Origin of the sequence: Gilliamella sp. Nev6-6, assembly GCF_001690605.1 — a bacterium.
Taxonomy (GTDB): domain Bacteria; phylum Pseudomonadota; class Gammaproteobacteria; order Enterobacterales; family Orbaceae; genus Gilliamella; species Gilliamella apicola_C.
Genome location: NZ_LZHP01000100.1, coordinates 46,854 through 63,659, shown reverse-complemented (window position 1 = coordinate 63,659; position 16,806 = coordinate 46,854). Strand labels below are relative to the sequence as shown.

Genomic DNA, 16,806 nt, shown 5'->3' with positions numbered 1-16,806 from the left:
ATCATTAAGAAACAACTGATTGAAGTTCTAGTTTATTAACAAAATTCTCTACATCTTGCACACATTTTTCCCCCATACCTTGCAAACATTCAATTGCATAAGCGGAAGTATGTGGTGTAACAAGCACTTTAGGATGTTTAACTAAGGGGTTATCGTTATATGCTGGTTCAGCATACATTACGTCAGTTGCATGCCCAGCAACAATACCACTATCAAGCGCAGTTAATAATGCGCTTTCATCAATCAATTCAGCTCTTGCGGTATTGGTGATATAAACACCTTTTTTCATTAAAGAGAATTGGTGCGCTTTTAAAATGTGGTAACTGGTTTCATTTAAGGATGCGTTTAAAGAGATGATGTCTGCATGTTGTAGTAGATAATTTAAATCGACAATTTCAATGTTATTTTCACTCGCCCACTGTTTATTGACATTAGGATCAACAACAAGTAGCTGGGCATTAAAACCATGTTTAAATATTTCTGCTACTCGACTACCAATGTTGCCACAGCCAATAATACCAACAACTTTACCAGTAACATTAATACCTAAAAAAGAGGCTCTATTTTTCCATTCATTTGACTTAACGGCAGCTTGAGATTGCACTGTTTGTCTGATTAATGCCAGCAAATTGGTTACTGCATTTTCAGCAACAGCATCGCGTTCAACCAACGGGGGAACAATAGTAACAATTGTTCCATGCTCTTTAGCAGCAATAACATCAACGTTATTAAACCCTATTCCATGGCGAGAAAGTAAAAATAAAGGATCTTTTTTGTTATCAAAAAATGCTTTATCAAAAAATGGTCTGACACTTGCAATTACAATATTGAACCCTTGCAATGCATCAGCTAATTCTTTTCCAGAAATACTATTTTCAAAAGTAAAATGTTTTACTTCACCTATTTTTTCTAATCGTTTTAAATGATCAGGAAAATATTTCCCAAAACTACTTGAGTTGATTATTGCAATTTTATAATTTTTCACTCAATGCTCCTAATTAATAAATCACCACTCTTACAATTATATTTATTGGAAAATAAACAGTATCTACTTCCTACCCAATCACTATGTGACTGGTAACATTAAGTATAGTTTATTAAATTCAGAGAAAAATGAATTTAGATCACATATTTAATAAAATATTTTCATAAAATGATTCAAGACATGATGTATAGAAAATTGCGTTTTTTCAAAAACACATATCAATCAATGAAACGGACAAACTAAATTTTAAAAGAATGAAAAGTTTTCAATAAATGATTAGGTTATCGTTGAGTGAAAAATGGGGAATATATAGCTATTAAACTATGATATTTTAGTTAAATTGAATTTTACAAAAATTAGATTAATCAGAATACTCCAGCTAAATATAAAAAAAGGGCATATAGCCCTTTTTACAGATTTGAATTAGATAATGTTATCTTGAGTCTAATCTTTATTTCTTATAGGCATCATTATGCACACCTACCGCCGCACGCCCTGACGGATCGTTTAGGTTTTTAAATGATTCATCCCATTCAATTGCTTTCGCAGTTGAGCAAGCAACTGTTGGACCACCAGGTACACAATGAGCTGCACTTTCAAGTGGGAATAGTTCGTTAAAAATCTCACGATACATATAGGCTTCTTTTGAAGTCGGCGTATTGTATGGGAAACGGAACTTTGCATTTTCTAATTGCTGATCAGTAATTTTACTTTCGGCAATCTCTTTTAATGTATCAATCCAGCTATAACCCACACCGTCAGAGAATTGTTCTTTTTGACGCCAAACAACCGATGCTGGTAAATAAGACTCAAAGGCTTCGCGCACAATGTGTTTTTCCATTTTACCATTACTACCACACATTTTATCTTTTGGATTAATGCGCATAGCAACATCTAAGAATTTCTTATCAAGGAATGGAACTCGAGCTTCAACACCCCATGCCGCCATTGCCTTATTAGCACGAGCACAATCATACATATGTAACGCTGCTAATTTGCGTACGGTTTCTTCATGGAACTCTTTGGCATTTGGTGCTTTGTGGAAATAGAGATAACCACCAAACACTTCATCAGCACCTTCACCAGAAAGTACCATTTTGATGCCCATGGCTTTGATTTTACGCGCCATTAAATACATTGGTGTGGACGCACGAATAGTGGTGACATCATAAGTTTCAATGAAATAAATTACGTCACGAATCGCATCAATACCTTCTTGAATGGTAAAGTTAATTTCGTGGTGAACTGTACCTAGATGATCAGCAACCGCTTGTGCAGCTTTAAGATCTGGAGCACCTTTTAAACCTACAGCAAATGAGTGCAACTGTGGCCACCATGCTTCTGATTTTTCGTGATCTTCAACACGGCGTGCTGAGAATTTTTTAGTGATTGCTGAAATGACCGAAGAATCAAGCCCACCTGATAATAGAACACCGTAAGGCACATCAGACATTAAGTGGCTTTTTACCGAATCTTCTAATGCAACACGCAGTGCATTAATATCCGTCTTATTGTCTTTCACATTTTCGTAATCCATCCAGTCACGTTTGTAATACGTTTTGATTTCACCTTCGGTGCTCGATAGATAGCATCCTGGAGGGAAAGCCTCAATGGTTTTACAAACTGGTACTAAGGCTTTCATTTCAGAGGCAACATAAAATGTGCCATTTTCATCATGACCTGTATACATTGGAATAATACCAATGTGGTCACGGCCAATAAAATAGCTCCCTTTATTGATATCATAAAGGATAAAAGCAAACATACCTTGTAATTCATCAAGGCAATCAATACCTTTTTCTTGATATAAAGCAAGAATCACTTCACAGTCAGAACCTGTTTGAAACTCATAACGATCTTTGTACTGATTTCGGAGTTCTTGATGATTGTAAATTTCGCCATTTACCGCTAAAACTAGGGTTTTATCTTTATTATAAAGGGGCTGAGATCCTGTATTGACATCCACAATTGATAAACGTTCATGAGCAAGAATAGCTTTATCAGACGCAAAAATACCAGACCAATCAGGACCACGATGACGCTGTAGACATGATAACTCTAGTGCTTTTGTTCGTAGTTGTTCTGGATCTGATTTAATATCAAGAATACCTAAAATCGAACACATTGATTTTCTCCATTTCAAATCGCATAAGCGATACTATTACAAGTAAAAACTAATTAGATAAAAACTTTACCATCTTTTTATTAAATAGATAAATATAAAAAAGCGGTAAACAAACATTTAAGCAAACAGCATACACATTATTAATACACAATTAAAGTGCAATGTCGTTATACTTTCTCGGTTGTTGCAAAAAGCAATGATTATTTTATTAACCACTGACCTTGTCGTTTTATATATTGGCCTGCTGGTGTCTTTTCTTGCGCTTTACTACCCGCTTTTTTTTCTACTTCATTTAAAGGGACATGGCTTTCATTGGACACTTTCTGGTATTGGGTTTTACGTGCCTGATTAATCAGTTGCGCAATTTCACTGGCGTCGCCTTCATTTTTAACAACGCCTAAATAACCATCAGCCTGTTCACCAACAAGACCTTGCGCTTTGGCTTGGCTTAATGAATCCATAGCTTGCTCTAAATTTAATGCAAATGCAGAAAAAGATAACATAATGGACAATAATGCTATGGTTGCCTTTTTACAGATAGTCATAACAAACTCCTTAGTAAATACATCATATTTTATTGATTTGAGTGTGAATATAGATTGTTCTATTGACCACAATCAAAAGAATAGATGAAAATAAAACTTATACAATTAATATAATCCAGATTTATTGATTATATTATCTAATGCTTTATCAACCTTAATATTAATTTCATGGTCTATCTTAACGTTTAAATTGATATTAATTGGCTCGCTAGGTGCTTGTACTTTAACCGTCGGCGAACATCCGATTAACATACCTGCTAATACCATTATAACCATAACATTTCGCATCATAAAATAACCCCTTATTTTGAAGATTCTTTTTTTAAATGTGCTTGAATTCGTTTACGAACTGGTTCGCTAATTTGATCAGACAACTGTAAACTCATCAGCAATTTAGTCATGTTTTCTTCAAGATTGATATTTAAATTAACCGCTTTGCCATTTTCGACATCTAAATTGCTTCCTTGAATATTTAATCCAAGCTTGGCTATTTCGTTGGCATAATTAACAGTACCTTGTAGCTTAGTATAATGAAAATTTTTAATAATATCAGTGAGTATTTTCATATTAGGGTTATTTTGTGCATAATTTTTCAAAGCAGAATTTTCAAACTGTAAATAGCCTTCGTTGATTGTGGTTAACTGACCATTTTTAATCGCAAGTTCAAACACAGATCCATCTTTCTTTTTCGCTTTTAGTAATGTAACGGGTAAATAACCATCAATTGTACCTACCCCAGCAAGTCCTTCAGCTGGGTATTTAGCAAGAATCTCTTTTAACTGTATTTGCTTTAGCTTTAAGCTTAATTGTTGGGGTAATTTAGCTAAATTCAATTTACTCGGTTCAATAAAAATTGAACCAGAAAAAATATTAGCTTGAAGCTTTTTCCAAGTCACTACTCCTTTGCTAGGAGCTTTAAATGAAGCGGAATAACTACCCACTAATTTTACCTTTTTAAAGGCGATACCCATATTTACTTCTTGGACATTTAACGCCGGCGTCGAAATCATAAATCGGTTATCTTTAACAATAATATTGACATCACCTGTCACCGATTTGATTTCACTACTTTTATAAATACCATTGAGTTTATTCATCGTTAGCATTGCTGTAACAAAGAGTTGATTACGATCAAATGGAATTTTTGATTCAAGTTGAATGTTCAAATTCCCTGCGGCAGAGTCAAGGATTAAATCGTTAGAAAGATTCGTCTTTTCTATGTTAATTGAAGCTTTATCTGAAGTCATTAACGCCAATTGATTACCAGACACCCAGCCAGTAAATGGCAATATTACATGACTATTTTTTAGACCAAATTGATTTAAAGATGACTTAAAAAGACCGTTTTGTACATTAAACTGTGAGGCAGTTTGATCAAAGAATAAAGTTGCCGATAATTGTGTGATATCTTGAGTATTGGTTGATAGATTAAGTTGTATAGCTTGTTGCTGTTTACTGATATCGACTTTTAAATCTAATTGTTCTTTATCTTGTTCATAAAATCGCAATGTATCTATATGAATTGTCTTAGGTGACCAATAAATAATCGTTGGAATCAAAGAGAGATCAAGATCGGATTGATTAAGATTTTCAGTAGCAGTATCAACTACGTTGCCGACAGAATCTAAAATCGTTTCAGATTGATTTATTTGCCAGTGAACATCCAAATTGTTTGCTGATAAATGTGACCACGAAATTAACACATTTCTAGCCGTTATAGAGATTTGAGATTGCTTACTTACAGTAAGTTCATCAAAAGTAAGACCTTTAAAACCAATGCTAGCACCATGCCAGTCGACCATAATCCCATGTTTCTGCTTGAATGACTGCCAATAACGCCATCCATACAAGCAAAATAGTACGATCAAAAATAAGATACTCAGTGATATCCAATAGCGTTTTTTTAAGCGAACCATAATAGTTCTCGATTTGGCAAAAATAATTGCAGGGTATCTATCCCCTGCAATAAATGTCTATTAATTTTGAGATTGTTCTCGCTGTGTAATATATGCCAGCGCCTTATCAATTCTAGTAAGCGTGCGCTTTTTACCAACTGCAAAAACCGTCGCATCAACCGATGGTGATTGCCCGATGCCTGTTACGGCAACGCGTAGTGGCATGCCGACTTTTCCCATACCAACATCAAGCTCAGTTGCCGTTGCTTCAATGGCATGGTGAATTTTATCAATTTGCCAATCAAAATCAGCAATCGCTTCAATTTTTGCTTTAATTGCTTCTAATGGCTCTTTGGCGACTGGACGTAAATGTTTTTTAGCCGCATCAGCATCAAACTCAGCAAAGTCTTGATAACAATAAGAACAAGATTCAGCTATTTCTTTTAGCGTTTTACAACGTTCGCCAAATAGCTTAATGATTGTAATGAGATCGGGACCGTTAGCTAAATCATAGCCTTGTTGATTCATATGCCAAACTAAATGCTGAGCAACATAATCTGCATCTAAATGATTAATATAATGGTGATTTAACCAAAGTAGTTTTTCAGTATTAAATGCACTGGCTGATTTACTCACCGCATCTAATGAAAAATAACTAATCATTTCGGGTACTGAAAATATCTCTTGATCGCCATGAGACCAACCAAGGCGCACTAAATAGTTAAGTAGAGCTTCAGGCAAATAGCCATCATCACGATATTGCATTACACTTACCGCACCATGACGCTTAGATAATTTTTGTCCATCATCTCCTAAGATCATCGATACATGTCCATATTCAGGAATCGGTGCACCTAACGCTTTTAGAATATTAATCTGACGAGGTGTGTTATTAATATGATCTTCTCCACGAATAACGTGAGTAATTTCCATATCCCAATCATCAACAACCACACAGAAATTATAAGTTGGTGAACCGTCAGTGCGACGAATAATAAGATCATCAAGCTCTTTATTGGCAATCTCAATCGGTCCACGAATTAAATCATTAAAGATAACGGTACCATCAATAGGATTAGCAAAACGAACAACATGAGGTTCATCATGAGAATGTTCTTTTTGTACCGAATCACAACGGCAATGGCCATCGTAACGCGCCTTTTCACCTTTTGCCATTTGTTCTTCACGCAATTTTTCAAGGCGTTCTTTAGAACAATAACAACGATAAGCGGTACCTTTGGCTAACATTTCATCAATGACCTGATGGTAACGATCAAAACGTTTAGTTTGATAATAAGGACCTTCATCCCATGATAATTTTAACCAATTCATACCCTCCATAATCGCTTCAATCGCTTCGGGTGTTGAACGCTCAAGATCGGTATCTTCAATACGTAATACAAATGTACCTTTTGCATGGCGAGTATAAAGCCAAGAATAAAGTGCAGTACGAGCACCACCTACGTGTAAATAGCCTGTTGGGCTGGGTGCAAAACGGGTTTTGATTTTCATGAAATAATCCTAAAAATAACAAAAACGAGCGCCTCATTAACCAGACTGTGGCTTACGCTCCCTTTTCTTATTCTGCCTGTTGCTCTGACAGAATAACATTTTGATATAAATTTGATTTAGTTACCTATTCTAACACGCCGAAAGGTTTCGGCAATAGTGCCATTAATGTTAGAAAGTTAAACCATGCTGTGTAAAAAAGTTTCAGAAAAGCATGTGTTTCAGTATAAAATTAACATTTAGCCATTTTATTTAAGTTAAAGCTAATTTATTTAGTACTGATCTAGCCTCATTAGTGTGCTTCATCCCAATTATCGCCCACGCCGACATCCACTTTTAATGGTATAGATAGCTGATAACAATTTTCCATAATTGATTTTATTTGAGTTTGATACTGTTCAATCAATTCCTCTTTTACTTCAAATACGAGTTCATCGTGGACTTGCATCACCATCCTAATATTACCTATAGGCAGGCTTTTAATCCATTCACTTACTTTAATCATCGCTGTTTTGATGATATCAGCCGCCGTACCTTGCATTGGCGCATTAATGGCGGCTCGTTCAGCTCCTCGGCGTTCAATGCCACTTCCTGATTTAATTTTAGGTAGATATAATCGTCGACCAGATAGCGTTTCAATATAACCTTGTTCTGTCGCTTGTTGGCGGATTTCGTCCATATACGTTTGAACACTTGGATAGCGTTCAAAATAGCGATCGATATAAAATTGGGCTTCTTTTCGAGCAATATTAATTTGTTTTGATAAGCCATATGCACTCATACCATAAATTAGCCCAAAGTTAACGGCTTTTGCTCGTCTTCGCTCTTCAGAAGTTACTTCAGATTCAGATTTTCCCAAAATTTCGCTAGCTGTGACACGATGAATATCTTTGTTGTGAGAAAAAGCATCAAGTAAACTTTTATCTTGCGATAAGTGTGCCATGATACGCAATTCGATTTGTGAGTAGTCGGCAGAAATAATCTTATAACCTGTTGGTGCAATAAATGCCTGTCGAATTCGACGACCTTCTTCATTGCGAACAGGAATATTCTGTAAATTAGGCTCATTTGAAGACAATCGTCCTGTTATCGTACCAATTTGGTTATAATTAGTGTGTATCCGATGATCAACTGGGCTAAGCATTAATGGTAATTTATCAGTATACGTATTTTTCAACTTAGCTAAGCTACGATAAAGTAAAATCATGCGTGGTAGCTCATATTGATTAGCTAGCTCTCTCAAAACCTCTTCACTAGTTGAAGGATCGCCTTTGGGCGTTTTTTTGAGTACTGGTAATTGATGCTTATCAAATAAAAGGACTTGAATTTGCTTAGGTGATGCTGGGTTAAATTTTTCACCTGCTAACAATTGTAACGTTTCTTGAATTTCGTTCAATTTGTTATTCAACTCAGCTGAATGCTTATTTAATAATTTAGCATCCACCAGAACGCCTGTTCTTTCCATTTCAGCTATTACAATAGCAAGTGGCATTTCAATATCAGTGAATAGTTTTTTTAATTTTTGGTTTTTTTCAAGAGTTGGCCATAACTTATGATGCAATTGCAATGTAATATCGGCATCTTCCGCAGCATATTGTGTGGTTTTTTCTACCTCAATAGCATCAATAGTAACTTGAATTTTATCAAATTTAGTTAATTCATCATAAGTAATCGTCTTGTGGTTCAAATAGCGATTGGCCAAACTATCCATATCATAACGTTCAGTACTGTTTAGTACATAAGATTCAAGCATAGTGTCAAATGCGATACCTTGAACGGTTATGCCATAGTTGGCCAATACGCTGTAATCAAATTTTGCATTTTGAGCGATTTTTTTTATTTCTGGATTTTCAAGTATTGGTTTCAATTTAGCCAGAACATCATTGAGAGGAAGCTGTTTTGGAACACCTAAATATTGGTGAGCAAGTGGAATATAAGCCGCTTGGTAAGGTTCAACACTCAATGAGATACCAACTAATTTAGCGTGCACATGATCAACATTATCCGTTTCGGTATCAAAAGCAAATTGCTTGCTGTTGCTTAATTTGGTTATCCATTCATCGAGTTGTTCATTGGTTAATATACACTGGTAATCGGTTTCATTTTTTTGCAAAGTTGCTGTAGGTTGTTCTTGAGAAAATAAATCATCTTCAATCTCGACAACCATATTTTTTTGTTGCTTTAGGAAGGTACCTGCAATTAATTCTTTTTGCCAACGATGAAAACCATAATAACTAAATAACTCAATTAACGCATTAACGTCAATATTTCCGATCAATAATTGTTCATTGGTAAAATCTAATTTAACATCCGTTTTGATTGTTGCTAATAGATAAGAAAGTTCAGCATCATTCTGATTATCAATCAATTTTTGTTTTAAGGATTTAGCTCCTCGAATAGCCAATTTTTCAACATCATCTAATCGATTATAAATATCTTTTACGCCATCAAATTGGGATAATAAACTTTGTGCTGTTTTTTCACCTACTCCAGGCACACCAGGAATATTATCGGAAGAATCACCTCTTAACGCTAAATAATCAATCATCTTTTCTGGTGGAACACCAAATTTTTCCATGACACCTTTTGAATCAAGAATGGTATTATTCATGGTATTAATAAGTGTAATTTTATCGCTTACTAACTGCGCCATATCTTTATCGCCAGTACTAATCAAGACTTCAAGATTTGCCTTTTCTGCTTGCCTAGCCAATGTACCAATTACATCATCTGCTTCAACACCTTCAACACAAAGCAGTGGTAGTCCCATCGCTTTTAAAATGGTATGAATAGGCTCAATTTGTGGGCGAAGATTTTCAGGCATCGCTTCACGAGTAGCTTTATATTCACTATAAATTTCGTTACGAAACGATCCGCCTTTAGCATCAAATACAACAGCAATATGTGTCGGATCGTATTGATTTAACAAGCTACGAATCATATTAATGACGCCAAAAATAGCGCCTGTTGGTTCACCTTTGGCATTAGTTAACGGAGGGCATGCAAAAAAAGCACGGTAAAGATAAGAAGATCCATCAATTAAAATAATTGGTGTGTTATTTGGCATTATAGTTACCTAAACGTTATGCTATATAATAACTGACAGTATAACCTAATTAGTCATAATATTCTTATCATCATAGATAATATAATGTAAAGATATTTCAGGTTAGTTAGACGTTTCAGCAAAAAACTATGTATTGCACAACAAGTGTTATATAATATTGTATTCAATTTCACCTGAGTATTTGATAAATGACAGTATTAAGTCTTGCCGCGCAAAAAGTCAAAGATGCACTAGCAGCCAAAAATCTTGAAACTCCATCATGCCATCTAGCTATGAATAATAATGAGCGTAAAGCAAAAATCGAGGCTCATTTTCGTGAAATTATGAAATTAATGGAACTTGATTTGATAGATGACAGCCTTGCTCAGACCCCTCATCGTGTGTCAAAAATGTATGTTGATGAGATTTTTTCTGGCCTTTATTATGAAAATTTTCCGAAAATTACGTTAATCGACAATAAAATGCAAGTGGATGAGATGATTACCGTTCGTGACATTACATTAACTAGTGTATGTGAGCACCATTTTGTAACAATAGACGGTAAAGCAACGGTTTCTTATATTCCAAAAGATAAAGTAATTGGCCTGTCTAAAATCAATCGCATTGTTGAGTTTTTTTCACAGCGTCCCCAAGTACAAGAACGGTTAACCCAGCAAATTTTAGTGGCTCTACAAACTTTGCTTGGTACGGTCAATGTTGCTGTTTCAATTGACGCCACCCACTACTGTGTAAAAGCAAGAGGAATTAAAGACTCTAGTAGCATCACAACAACTACTGCGCTTGGTGGTGGATTTAAAACTAATCCAAGCACAAGACAAGAGTTTTTACGGGCACTTAATCATTACTGATCTTACTAATGGTTATATTTGGCTAATTAAGTTTTAGACACTGGTCAACAATCAAGCTGTTGCCAAAACTAGTACAAAAAGCTCGATAGAAAACCGCAATACCTAGCTTTATATTTCGTGCATCTTCAATAAAGATTGGTATAATTCTTGGTTACTTAATATAAATAACATTGTTTTCATGAAGATTATCCGTGGTATAACTAATTTAAAAAATCAATTCTCTCAATGTGTTTTAACCTTGGGAAATTTTGATGGCGTTCATTTAGGGCACCAACAGTTAATTAACCATATTATTAAACAAGGTAAAAAACGAAACTTGCCTACAGTTGTGATGTTGTTTGAGCCACAACCGTTAGAGTTTTTTACACAAAATAATGCGCCCTCACGGTTAACTTCATTTCAGGAAAAAGTCATTTTTATTGAAAAATTTGGTGTTGACTATATTCTCGCAATTCCATTTACAAAAAAATTTGCTCACATGTCAGCGAATCATTTTATTCAAGATTGGTTGATTAATGAGCTACAAGCTAAATATATCGCCATTGGTGATGATTTTCGATTTGGATTTGACCGTAAAGGAGATATAAACCTTTTACAGCAATATGCACATACCAACGATTTTATCGTCGAAAGTATGCCAACATTCGTTTGGAATAATTTTCGTATTAGTAGCACTGCTGTGCGCCAAGCACTTTTAAATAACGACTTTAAATTGGCTCATTGTCTTTTAGGTCGAGATTATACCATTCAAGGTCGCGTAATACATGGTAATGCTTTGGCAAGACAATTAGGTTTTCCAACCGCAAATATTCACTTACACCGAAAAAAGCCTGCACTACAAGGCGTCTATTTTGTTAAAGTTAGAAATATTTGTAATAATCAACTTTATGATGGCGTTGCCAATATTGGTTTAAGACCAACCATTAATGGAAAAAAGGCGATTTTAGAAGTGAATATATTTGACTTTTCGGATGATATTTATGGACAATATTTAGACATAACATTCATCGAAAAATTACGCGATGAGAAAAAATTTGATTCATTAGCAGAATTAAAACAACAAATTACACAAGATGTTTGCACTGCGAAAAATATCAGTGCACAATTAACCAATTAAAAGTAGTATCAACAAATTTAACTGGAATAAATCAGCATGACAGACTATAAAAATACATTGAATCTACCTGAAACAGGGTTTCCTATGCGAGGCGATCTTGCTAAGCGCGAACCAGCAATGTTACAAAATTGGTACGATAAAGAACTTTATCGCAAAATTCGCTCTGCGAAAAAAGGCAAAAAAAGCTTTATTTTGCATGATGGTCCTCCTTATGCCAATGGGAAATTACATATTGGTCATGCCGTTAATAAAATCCTTAAAGACATTATTATCAAATCAAAAGGATTGAGTGGCTATAATTCACCTTATATCCCTGGGTGGGACTGTCATGGTTTACCGATTGAGCAAAAAGTTGAGGAGCAAGTTGGTAAACCTGGGGTTAAAGTTTCGTCTGCTGAATTTCGCCAAATTTGCCGTGATTATGCGGCTTCACAAGTTGAACTACAAAAGGCGGATTTTATCCGTATGGGTGTATTGGGTGATTGGCAAAATCCTTACCGTACAATGGACTATAATACGGAAGCAAATATTATCCGCACTTTAGGTAACGTTATAAAAAATGGCCATTTAGTAAAAGGTGCCAAACCCGTCTATTGGTGTACGGATTGTATGTCATCTTTGGCTGAAGCTGAGGTGGAATATTATGATAAATCATCGCCTGCCATTGATGTGAGATTTAAAGCTGTTGATAATCAAGCCGTAGCAAATAAATTTGGTATCAATACTAATTTAACCATTTATGCTGTTATTTGGACAACCACCCCTTGGACATTACCAGCTAGCCGAGGGATAGCTTTAAATGCTGATTTTGAATATCAACTTGTTCAAATCAATGATAAAGAGTGCTTAATTTTAGCAACTGATTTAGTTGAGTCTGTGATGCAACGCGCCAATATCAGAGAATGGAAAGTGTTAGGTAACTGTCATGGTGATGCCCTTGAGTTATTGCGTTTTAAACATCCATTTCTTGATTTTGATGAGCCAGTTGTACTTGGTGATCACGTTACTATTGATGCTGGTACTGGTGCAGTACACACCGCACCCGGACATGGTACAGAAGACTTTATGGTCGGTCAAAAATATGGTCTTGAAGTGGCAAATCCAGTTGGTGGTAATGGTTGTTACTTGCCAGGAACAGGTGCAGGCTTAGACGGGTTATTTGTATTTAAAGCGAATAAAGCCGTTGTTGAGATCTTAAAAGAACATAATGCATTATTACACTTTGAAAATATTGAACATAGCTATCCATGTTGTTGGCGCCATAAAACACCCGTTATTTTTCGTGCGACACCGCAATGGTTTATTAGCATGGAAAAACAAGATTTGCGCTTGCAATCATTAAAAGAAATTAAACAAGTGCGTTGGATCCCGGATTGGGGGCAAGCGCGCATTGAAACTATGGTTGCTAATCGCCCAGACTGGTGTATTTCTCGTCAGCGTACGTGGGGTGTACCTATGACATTGTTTGTACACAAAGAGACTGAGGAACTTCACCCAGACACATTAGCTTTAATTGAAAAAATAGCTAAGCTAGTGGAAAAAGATGGCATTCAAGCTTGGTGGGATGCGGACATTAAAGATCTTCTCGGTCCAGATGCTGATGATTATCGTAAAGTTCCTGATACGTTAGATGTTTGGTTTGATTCGGGATCTACTTTTTCATCGGTGGTTCGCGCTCGTCCAGAATTCGAAGGTCATGATACCGATATATATTTAGAAGGTTCAGATCAACATCGTGGTTGGTTTATGTCTTCGTTAATGTTATCTACTGCAATTGATAACAAAGCACCTTATAAGCAAGTACTTACTCATGGTTTTGTGGTTGATGGGCAAGGCCGTAAGATGTCTAAATCTCTCGGTAATATCGTTACCCCACAAGAAGTGATGAATAAGCTTGGTGCTGATATTTTACGTTTATGGATTGCATCTACCGATTATTCGGGTGAAATGAGTTATTCAGATGAAATTATCAAACGAGCGGCGGATAGCTATCGTCGTATTCGTAATACTGCTCGCTTTTTGCTAGCGAATTTAAATGGATTTGATCCAGTGACCGATATGGTTAAGCCAGATGATATGGTTGTACTTGATCGCTGGGCGGTGAGCATGGCGAAAGAAGCACAAGAACACATTATTCAGGCATATGAAAATTATGATTTCCATAAAGTTGTACAACGCATTATGCAATTTTGTTCAATCGAAATGGGATCATTTTATTTAGATATCATTAAAGATCGTCAGTACACAGCCAAAAGTGATAGTATTGCACGCCATAGTTGTCAAACCGCTTTATATCATATTGCTCAAGCGATGGTTCGCTGGATTGCTCCGATCTTATCATTTACTGCAGATGAAATCTGGCAATACTTACCAGCAGCAGAAAAACAAGAATTCGTTTTTGAAGATGAATGGTATAGCGCATTATTTGCATTATCGGATAATGAAATCTTGAATAGTGAATACTGGTCGAAAATTTTAACAATTCGTAGCGAAGTGAATAAAGTACTTGAGCAAGGTCGTAATGATAAAGTAATCGGTGGTGCTCTTGAAGCGGCTGTTACTCTTTATGCTGATGAAGAGATTGCTACAACATTAGCTAAATTAGAAAACGAGTTACGTTTTGTTTTACTTACATCACAAGCTAGTGTTAAACCATTACAAACAGCACCAGAAAACGCGGTACAAAGTGATATTCAAGGACTGAAAATTGAGTTGGCCAAAGCACAAGGCGATAAATGCCCTCGTTGTTGGCACTACACAACAGATAATGAACCAACAACACATTTATGTAAGCGTTGTGAGGAAAACATCCATGGCAATGGCGAGATAAGGTATTTTGCATAAGCAATAATAAAGCCATTTAACGCACAAAATCAGCTATAGCGATCCCTATAGCAACTTAGTACCTTTCCCGTCGACGATTGTCGGCGGAAATATAATAATGAGCATAAATTATATGAAAAAAGATAACGGACTTTACTGGTTATTATTTGCAATCATTGTTTTTATCATTGATATAACAAGTAAATTTTGGATTATAAATAACTTCTCGTTATTTGAATCAGTGAACCTTCTACCCTTCTTCTCGATCACTTATGTCCGCAACATTGGGGCTGCCTTTAGCATTTTTGAAGGTCAACGTACAATGCTTGCTGTTTTTGCTTTGATAATCAGTGCCGTAGTTATGCACATGTTATACCGCAATAGTCGTAAACAAAAATTAGAAAACCTTTCATTATCACTGATTCTGGGAGGAGCATTTGGTAATTTATTTGATCGTATTTACCATGGTTTTGTGGTTGACTTTTTAGATGTCAACTTTGGTAATTGGCATTATCCAACCTTTAATATTGCTGACTGTGCAATTTGTGCTGGTATTGGCTTATTTATTTTCTGTAGTTACAAAAAACCGAAGAAGACGGCATAAAATGCAAATTATTTTAGCTAACCCGCGTGGATTTTGTGCAGGTGTTGATCGTGCTATCACCATTGTTGAACGTGCACTAGAATTATTTGGCGCACCCGTTTATGTCCGCCACGAGGTTGTACATAATCGTTACGTTGTCAATCGCCTAAAAGAATTAGGTGCTATTTTTATTGAAGATATTAATGAAGTCCCCGATAACACGATTCTTATATTTTCAGCGCATGGTGTATCTAAAGCCGTTCGAGAAGAAGCAAAACAACGTAAATTGCGTGTTTTTGATGCGACTTGCCCACTTGTGACTAAGGTACATATGGAAGTTGCTCGATCTAGTTATCGTGGCGAAGAAGTTATTTTAATCGGTCATGCTGGTCACATTGAGGTTGATGGGACAATGGGGCAGTATAATAATCCTGAAGGTGGTATTTATTTAGTCGAATCGATCGATGATGTACAAAAACTACAAGTAAAAAACGAAAATAACCTTTGCTTTACCACTCAAACAACTTTATCGGTTGATGATACTGCCGAGATCATTGTCGCTTTAAAAAAACGTTTTCCTGATATTCGTAGTCCACGTAAAAATGATATTTGCTATGCCACAACCAATCGCCAACAAGCGGTAAAACAACTATCCTCATGCGCAGATATTGTTTTGGTCGTCGGTTCTAAAAATTCATCTAATTCAAATCGTCTAGCAGAGCTTGCTAGACGCAACAGTAAACAGGCTTATTTAATTGATTTTGCTTCAGACATCCAAAAAGAGTGGTTAGTAAATGCGCATACGATAGGGGTAACCGCTGGTGCTTCTGCCCCCGATATCTTAGTGCAGCAAGTTATTGATCACTTAAAAATTCTTGGTTGTACATCACTCATTGAAACGGATGGCATTTTAGAAAATATCACGTTTGAAATTCCTAAAGAATTACGCATCGATGTTAAATCTAGCTGATTATTTAGTAATAGCTTTAAGCCGCTCAAATTTTACGAGTAATTGCTCTTGTGTTTCAACGTGTTGAGGATCGGCAATAATTGCATTTTGAATAGGGCAAACACACTGGCATGTAGAATGATCATAATAACCCACACATTCCGTACATTTATTCGGATCGATTTCATATGTGTCAAAGCCCATTGAGATAGCCTCGTTTGGGCACTCAGGCTCACACATATCACAATTGATACATTTTGATGTTATTTTTAGTGCCATTGCTTTGTTATCTTCATCAACTCTAGAAATTTGCGCCATTATAGCGCAATCGCGAATAAATCAGAATAAAGATCACATTAT

The 16,806-nt window shown here is 35.8% G+C and carries 13 protein-coding genes; 5 read left to right on the top strand and 8 right to left on the bottom strand.

All coding sequences use genetic code 11. The annotated features are described in order from the left end of the window. Positions 1 to 4 precede the first annotated feature (4 nt). The 7 genes from A9G42_RS12560 to polA all read right to left on the bottom strand — a co-directional run bounded on the left by A9G42_RS12560 (position 5) and on the right by polA (position 10,126). Positions 5 to 985 (bottom strand): D-isomer specific 2-hydroxyacid dehydrogenase family protein, encoded by a 981-nt coding sequence (locus tag A9G42_RS12560; protein WP_065583220.1) that lies wholly within the window; start codon positions 983 to 985, stop codon positions 5 to 7. Positions 986 to 1,436: 451 nt separating this feature from the next. Then, the gene (gene asnB / locus A9G42_RS12555; RefSeq protein ID WP_065583221.1) at positions 1,437 to 3,110 is read right to left on the bottom strand and encodes an asparagine synthase B; all 1,674 of its coding nucleotides are present in this window, start codon (positions 3,108 to 3,110) and stop codon (positions 1,437 to 1,439) included. 200 nt (positions 3,111 to 3,310) lie between these two features. Beyond that, positions 3,311 to 3,655, bottom strand: coding sequence for a YdbL family protein (locus A9G42_RS12550; RefSeq protein ID WP_065583222.1), 345 nt, complete (start codon positions 3,653 to 3,655; stop codon positions 3,311 to 3,313). 105 nt (positions 3,656 to 3,760) lie between these two features. Beyond that, positions 3,761 to 3,946, bottom strand: a complete 186-nt coding sequence (locus A9G42_RS12545; RefSeq protein ID WP_218056985.1) for a YnbE family lipoprotein — start codon at positions 3,944 to 3,946, stop codon at positions 3,761 to 3,763. Positions 3,947 to 3,957: 11 nt separating this feature from the next. Beyond that, positions 3,958 to 5,571: an intermembrane phospholipid transport protein YdbH family protein gene (locus A9G42_RS12540; protein ID WP_065653581.1), complete on the bottom strand. Its 1,614-nt coding sequence runs from the start codon at positions 5,569 to 5,571 to the stop codon at positions 3,958 to 3,960. A 60-nt stretch (positions 5,572 to 5,631) separates the two neighbouring features. Continuing rightward, the gene (gltX, locus tag A9G42_RS12535) at positions 5,632 to 7,062 is read right to left on the bottom strand and encodes a glutamate--tRNA ligase (protein WP_065583224.1); all 1,431 of its coding nucleotides are present in this window, start codon (positions 7,060 to 7,062) and stop codon (positions 5,632 to 5,634) included. Between the two features lie 289 nt (positions 7,063 to 7,351). Next, positions 7,352 to 10,126: a DNA polymerase I gene (gene polA, locus A9G42_RS12530; protein WP_065583225.1), complete on the bottom strand. Its 2,775-nt coding sequence runs from the start codon at positions 10,124 to 10,126 to the stop codon at positions 7,352 to 7,354. A 188-nt stretch (positions 10,127 to 10,314) separates the two neighbouring features. Here polA and folE point away from each other — a divergent pair, with 188 nt between their 5' ends. The 5 genes from folE to ispH all read left to right on the top strand — a co-directional run bounded on the left by folE (position 10,315) and on the right by ispH (position 16,467). Then, on the top strand, positions 10,315 to 10,974 hold the full coding sequence (gene folE, locus A9G42_RS12525; RefSeq protein WP_065653580.1) for a GTP cyclohydrolase I FolE: 660 nt from the start codon (positions 10,315 to 10,317) through the stop codon (positions 10,972 to 10,974). A gap of 178 nt (positions 10,975 to 11,152) precedes the next feature. After that, positions 11,153 to 12,091 carry a bifunctional riboflavin kinase/FAD synthetase gene (ribF, locus tag A9G42_RS12520; protein ID WP_065583226.1) on the top strand — a complete coding sequence of 313 codons (939 nt, stop codon included), beginning with the start codon at positions 11,153 to 11,155 and terminating at the stop codon, positions 12,089 to 12,091. Between the two features lie 36 nt (positions 12,092 to 12,127). After that, positions 12,128 to 14,935: an isoleucine--tRNA ligase gene (gene ileS, locus A9G42_RS12515; protein WP_065653579.1), complete on the top strand. Its 2,808-nt coding sequence runs from the start codon at positions 12,128 to 12,130 to the stop codon at positions 14,933 to 14,935. 112 nt (positions 14,936 to 15,047) lie between these two features. Then, on the top strand, positions 15,048 to 15,518 hold the full coding sequence (lspA, locus tag A9G42_RS12510) for a signal peptidase II (protein ID WP_065653578.1): 471 nt from the start codon (positions 15,048 to 15,050) through the stop codon (positions 15,516 to 15,518). A gap of 1 nt (position 15,519) precedes the next feature. Then, on the top strand, positions 15,520 to 16,467 hold the full coding sequence (gene ispH / locus A9G42_RS12505; RefSeq protein WP_065583229.1) for a 4-hydroxy-3-methylbut-2-enyl diphosphate reductase: 948 nt from the start codon (positions 15,520 to 15,522) through the stop codon (positions 16,465 to 16,467). On the opposite strand, the gene A9G42_RS12500 is transcribed toward ispH, so the two are convergent. Beyond that, complete coding sequence (locus A9G42_RS12500) at positions 16,468 to 16,725, bottom strand: YfhL family 4Fe-4S dicluster ferredoxin (protein ID WP_065583331.1); 258 nt, start codon at positions 16,723 to 16,725, stop codon at positions 16,468 to 16,470. Positions 16,726 to 16,806: the final 81 nt, after the last annotated feature.

Bases quoted from the DNA above. Each gene is read 5' to 3' on its own strand.
- asnB (WP_065583221.1), bottom strand. From the start codon at position 3,110: ATGTGTTCGATTTTAGGTATTCTTGATATTAAATCAGATCCAGAACAA.
- A9G42_RS12550 (WP_065583222.1), bottom strand. From the start codon at position 3,655: ATGACTATCTGTAAAAAGGCAACCATAGCATTATTGTCCATTATGTTA.
- A9G42_RS12545 (WP_218056985.1), bottom strand. From the start codon at position 3,946: ATGATGCGAAATGTTATGGTTATAATGGTATTAGCAGGTATGTTAATC.
- A9G42_RS12540 (WP_065653581.1), bottom strand. From the start codon at position 5,571: ATGGTTCGCTTAAAAAAACGCTATTGGATATCACTGAGTATCTTATTT.
- gltX (WP_065583224.1), bottom strand. From the start codon at position 7,062: ATGAAAATCAAAACCCGTTTTGCACCCAGCCCAACAGGCTATTTACAC.
- polA (WP_065583225.1), bottom strand. From the start codon at position 10,126: ATGCCAAATAACACACCAATTATTTTAATTGATGGATCTTCTTATCTT.
- folE (WP_065653580.1), top strand. From the start codon at position 10,315: ATGACAGTATTAAGTCTTGCCGCGCAAAAAGTCAAAGATGCACTAGCA.
- ribF (WP_065583226.1), top strand. From the start codon at position 11,153: ATGAAGATTATCCGTGGTATAACTAATTTAAAAAATCAATTCTCTCAA.
- ileS (WP_065653579.1), top strand. From the start codon at position 12,128: ATGACAGACTATAAAAATACATTGAATCTACCTGAAACAGGGTTTCCT.
- lspA (WP_065653578.1), top strand. From the start codon at position 15,048: ATGAAAAAAGATAACGGACTTTACTGGTTATTATTTGCAATCATTGTT.
- ispH (WP_065583229.1), top strand. From the start codon at position 15,520: ATGCAAATTATTTTAGCTAACCCGCGTGGATTTTGTGCAGGTGTTGAT.
- A9G42_RS12500 (WP_065583331.1), bottom strand. From the start codon at position 16,725: ATGGCACTAAAAATAACATCAAAATGTATCAATTGTGATATGTGTGAG.